Below are 5,099 nucleotides of genomic sequence, written 5' to 3'. Positions count from 1 at the left end.
GCCCCAACGGCGTATACCTCGCTGCCGAAATGCTCGCGCTCGATTACGACTACGACGCCGGCACGCTGACCGCGGTGACCCGCTGCCTCGACGCGTCGAGTCCTGGCACGATCGCCATCAAGACCTTCGATCCGGCGACCGGAACACCACTTGCCGCGCGATATGGCTGGCCCTATGCGGACAGCGCCGCGCCCGTGACTTCCGTGCAGCCGATCGGCGGCGGCGCGTTCGTGCTCGAACAGCGCGATGCGGCCAGCGCGGAACGCGTGCTGCGCCGCATCGATATCGACGGCGACGGCGACGCGTTGCCGCTGCCGGCGGGTTTCGTACCGCAACCCGTGGCGCGGCACCTGGGTGGCGCGTTCGTTCCGGCCGTCAACACCGTCAGTCACGAAATCGGTGCGTGGCACTTCCTCGACGGACGCGCACGATGGGTGCATTTCCCGGGTCTGTCCGGTCCGAGCTTTCCGTATCTGCCGGACTTTCCGCCGACGCGCTTCGCCTGGAGCGGCGACGCCGCAGGCAACATCGTCACCGCCTTCAAGCTGCCGCGGCCGGATGAGTCCGGGCCGGTACAGATCGTCGCGATGGACAGCTACGGCAAGGAACTCTGGCGGCGCAGCGTCTCCGGCTACGCGTTCACGCAGCCGGTGGGCAACGTCGCGATGACTGCCTTGGACAACGGCGTCGACGTCGTGCTTGCCGCGGACGAGATTGCCTATGACCGACCCGGCGCGACCTGGACCACCGGCGTGATCCATGTCGAGCAGTTCCGCGCCGACGGCAACGACGACACGATTCCATGGGACCCGGTCCGGCCGTGACCGTCCGACCGCGACCTTGGTCGCACGCGCCGTCCGGCCCATGGACGGCGCGCGGGATGCGCTTATGCTCGGGCTCTTTCCGATCCGGAGCCCGTCGTATGCGCTGCCTCGCTGCCGCTCTGCTGCTGTTGCTTCCGCTGGCCGCCGGTGCGGCCGACCGCGTCACCGGAAAAGCCTTCGCGACACGTTCCGAAGTCATCGCGCCCCACGGCATGGTCGCGACCTCGCAGCCGCTCGCGACGCAGATCGGGCTCGACATCCTCAAGCAGGGCGGCACGGCACTCGACGCAGCGATCGCGGCCAATGCCGCGCTCGGTCTCATGGAGCCGACCGGCAACGGCATCGGCGGCGATCTGTTCGCGATCGTCTGGGACGCGAAGACGCAGAAACTCTACGGCTACAACGGTTCGGGCCGTTCGCCGAAATCGCTCACGCTGGCCTGGTTCGTCGAGCATGGCTACAAGGACATTCCGCCGACGGGACCCTTGCCGGTGTCGGTGCCGGGCACCGTCGACGCGTGGTTCGCGCTGCACGGGAAGTTCGGCAAGCTGCCGATGAAGACCCTGCTCGCACCGACCGTGCGCTACGCGCGCGAGGGGTTCCCGCTCAGCGAGCTCATCGCGTACTACTGGCAGCAATCGGTACCGCGGCTGTCGAAGTACCCGGGCTTCAAGGAACAGTTCACGCGCGACGGCGCGGCGCCGCAGAAGGGCGAGCGCTGGACCAACCCGAATCTCGCGAACACGCTCGAAACGATCGCCAAGGGCGGTCGCGATGCGTTCTACAAAGGCCGTATCGCGCAGACGATCGGCGACTACATGAAGGCCAACGCGGGTTTTCTGAGCGCCGAGGATCTCGCCGCGCATCGCGGCGAGTGGGTCGAGCCGGTGTCGACGAACTATCGCGGCTACGACGTCTGGGAGCTGCCGCCCAACGGCCAGGGCGTGGCGGCGCTCGCGATGCTCAACCTGCTCGAAGCCTACGATTTCTCGAAGATCCCGTTCGGCAGTGTTGAACATGTTCATTTGTTCACCGAAGCCAAGAAGCTCGCGTTCGCCGACCGGGCGCGCTACTTCGCCGATCCGGCGTTCGCCAGGGCGCCGCTGGCCGGGCTGCTGTCCAAGGACTACGCGGCCGAGCGGCGCAAGCTGATCGGCGACACCGCCGCGAAATCCGTCGACGCCGGCCATCCGCCGCTCGACGACGGCGACACGATCTATCTGACGACCGCGGACAAGGACGGCAACATGGTGTCGCTGATCCAGTCCAACTACCGCGGCATGGGTTCGGGCATGGCGCCGACCGGACTCGGCTTCATCCTGCAGGACCGCGGCGAGATGTTCGTGCTCGCCGAGGGTCATCCGAATTCGTATGCGCCGGGCAAGCGGCCGTTCCACACCATCATCCCGGCCTTCGTCACGAAGGACGGAAAGCCCTGGCTGAGCTTCGGCGTGATGGGCGGCGCGATGCAGCCGCAGGGCCACGTGCAGATCGTCATGAACCTGATCGACTTCGGCATGAACCTGCAGGAAGCCGGCGATGCGCCGCGCATCCAGCACGACGGCTCGACCGAGCCGACCGGCCAGGCCACGGCCATGCGCGACGGCGGCGAGATCAATCTCGAAACCGGCTACAGCTGGGAAACCGTGCGCGGCCTGATGCAGAAAGGCCACAAGGTCACCTTCGCCGACGGCCCCTACGGCGGCTATCAGGCGATCGCCTGGGACGAGAAGAATCGGGTCTGGATCGGCGCCTCCGAAAGCCGCAAGGACGGCCAGGCCGCGGGCTACTGAGCCGCCGCACCGGGAGTCGTCCGTCGATCCGCTGGCGCATCGCGCCGGCGCGCCCGACCGGAAAAATACTTCGTTTCGCGCGCGCGCCGAATATCAGTCCGTGCGATTCGCGTCGGGGATATTTCACCGACGCCGACATTTTGGAAGTGGCCGCACATCCCGCCGCCGTCAGGTATCTGATGCGGCTGCGGAAAATGCCGGCATCAACGCGTTCTCAGCCTGATCGGACAGCGCGCGTGCGGTACGGGCGCCGCCGTATTCCGTGCCGTACGCGAACTTTTTTCCATCGCTCGCGGTTATTGCTAAATGGCGCGTTTGCGTATTACAAATCGCGGCCAAATTCGAAGATCCGCATTTTACCGTCATGGTAAAACGCCATTCCCGCACATCAACGGTTCACGGGTAGCCCGATGCTGGACAACGAAGACACGGTATTCGTCGTCGTGAAGAACGCCGAGCAACAGTACTCGATCTGGCCCGACGCGCTGCCGCTGCCCGCAGGCTGGACCGACGCCGGAAAGCGCGGCAGCAAGGCCGAATGCCTCGCCTACATCGAACAGGTCTGGACCGACATGCGCCCGCTGTCGCTGCGCGAATTCCTGCGCGAGAACGGCGCCTAGCGCCTCACCACCGAGCAAGGACGCCCGCCCATGCTGTTTCCCGCCACCGGCTGCGGCAGCCGGCTCGACGCACGCGCGCTCTCCGGCCTGCAGCAGGCAGTCTGGATCGACCAGTCGCTGCATCCGGGCGTACCGCTTTACAACCTCGGCGGCGCATTCCGCATCGGCAGCGACATCGACGCGAGCCTGCTCGAACGCGCAATCAATGCCGTCGCCGCCGCGCACGACGCGCTGCGTACGACGATGGCCGTCGCCGACGACGGCACGCCGCGGCAATGCGTCCTGCCGCAGGTCGACATCGCGCTGCGTCGCGTCGACTTCTCCGCCTGCCCCGACGGCGACGAACGCGCATTGGCCTGGATGCAGCACGAATTCTCACGGCCGTTCGATCCAGCCGGCGGCCTGCTCTGGGACACCGCGCTGGTCCACGCCGGCCCGGACCATGCCTACTGGCTGCATCGCCACCACCACCTCGTTTCCGACGGCACCTCGGTGCGGCTGCTCGCTTTTGCCGTCAAGGAAGCCTACGACGCACTGCTCGCGGGTGATGCGCCGACGGTCGAAGCCGGCCTGCCGCTGAGCGAATGGCTGGATGCCGACGCGGCCTATCGCGACTCGGCGCGCTGCGCGCGCGACGCCGCGTTCTGGGAACGCGAATTGCCGCAACTGCCGCCGCCGCTGCTCGATCGAATCGCGGCGCCCGGCGCCGCTGCGGCGACCGACAGCCGGCAGGCGCGCTGGTCGATTCCGCGCGCGCTGTTCGATCGTCTCGCCGTGCTTGCCGCCGGGCGCGGCGCCGCCGCGCAGCATCTGCTGCTCGCGATGCTGAGCGCGTATTTCGCGCGCACGCGCAACCTCGACACGATCGTCATCGGCGTCGCCGTGCACAACCGCGGTTCGTCGCGCCTTCGCCGCGCACTTGGTCTGTTCGCCTCGGTGCTGCCGCTCGCGATCCGCGTCGATCCGGGTGAAACGCTGCCGGAACTCGCGGCGCGCATCGCCGCCGATCTGCGCCGCTGCTACCGCCACCAGCGCTATCCGGTCGCCGAGATCAACCGGCGCCTGCAGCCGGCGCGCGAAGGCCGCCGTCAGATCTTCGACCTGACGTTCTCGTTCGAGGATTTCGCCACGCGCTTTCCGTTCGGCGCGCAGCCGGCCACGGCGCTGCGTCTGGAAAGCGGCCATCAGAAAACGCCGCTGTCGCTCGCCGTGCTCGATCATCGCGACGGCTCCGATGTCGTCGTCGACTTCAGCTACCGGCCGGACGCGTCGGCGCGTTCCGAGATCGACCGTCTCGATGCGCGCAGCGCACGGCGCATGACGCGCGCATGGCTGTCGCTGCTCGCGCAGGCCGCAGCGCGCCCATCGGCGGCGATCGCGCAGCTGCAGCTCGCGAGCCCGGCGGAGCAACGCCTGCTCGCGCGCTACGGCCGCGCGCCGGCCGACGGCGCTCGCTCGCCGTCGGATGCGCCGCGTTTCGTGCACGACATCGTCGCCGACCGGGCCCGCGCGACGCCGCAGGCGCCCGCCGTGCGTGATTCCCGCGGCAGCTGGACTTATGCCGAGGTCGATGCGGCCGCCGCGCGGCTTGCCGCCCGCCTCGTCGCGGCCGGTGCCGGTGCCGAATCGGTCGTCGGGCTCTGCGTCGACCGCGGCGTTGCGATGGTCGTCGGCGTGCTCGGCATCCTGCGTGCCGGCGCGGCCTACCTGCCGCTCGACCCGGCCTATCCCGCCGAACGCCTCGCGTATCTGCAGGCCGACAGCCGTGTCGCGCTCGTCGTGTCCGAACAGCGTCGGCGCGATCTCGCCGCGGCCGGCGGCGCGCGCGTGCTCTGCCTCGACGACGAAACCGACGCGACCGA

Annotated in this window: 4 protein-coding genes; all 4 read left to right on the top strand. The window is 68.5% G+C overall.

Annotated features, from left to right (window positions below; all coding sequences use genetic code 11):
* Positions 1 to 824, top strand: an 824-nt coding sequence (locus VLF18_RS14285) for a hypothetical protein (RefSeq protein WP_325280305.1), incomplete at its 5' end; no start/stop codon positions are given.
* A gap of 98 nt (positions 825 to 922) precedes the next feature.
* The gene (gene ggt, locus VLF18_RS14280; protein WP_325280304.1) at positions 923 to 2,617 is read left to right on the top strand and encodes a gamma-glutamyltransferase; all 1,695 of its coding nucleotides are present in this window, start codon (positions 923 to 925) and stop codon (positions 2,615 to 2,617) included.
* A gap of 410 nt (positions 2,618 to 3,027) precedes the next feature.
* Positions 3,028 to 3,237 (top strand): MbtH family protein, encoded by a 210-nt coding sequence (locus VLF18_RS14275; protein ID WP_325280303.1) that lies wholly within the window; start codon positions 3,028 to 3,030, stop codon positions 3,235 to 3,237.
* Between the two features lie 30 nt (positions 3,238 to 3,267).
* On the top strand, positions 3,268 to 5,099 hold a 1,832-nt coding region (locus tag VLF18_RS14270; protein WP_325280302.1), incomplete at its 3' end, for a condensation domain-containing protein.

Origin of the sequence: Tahibacter sp. (assembly GCF_035481375.1) — a bacterium.
Classification (GTDB): Bacteria; Pseudomonadota; Gammaproteobacteria; order Xanthomonadales; family Rhodanobacteraceae; genus Tahibacter.
The sequence above is the reverse complement of the archived record's forward strand: the minus strand, read 5'-3'. Positions and strand labels throughout refer to the sequence as shown.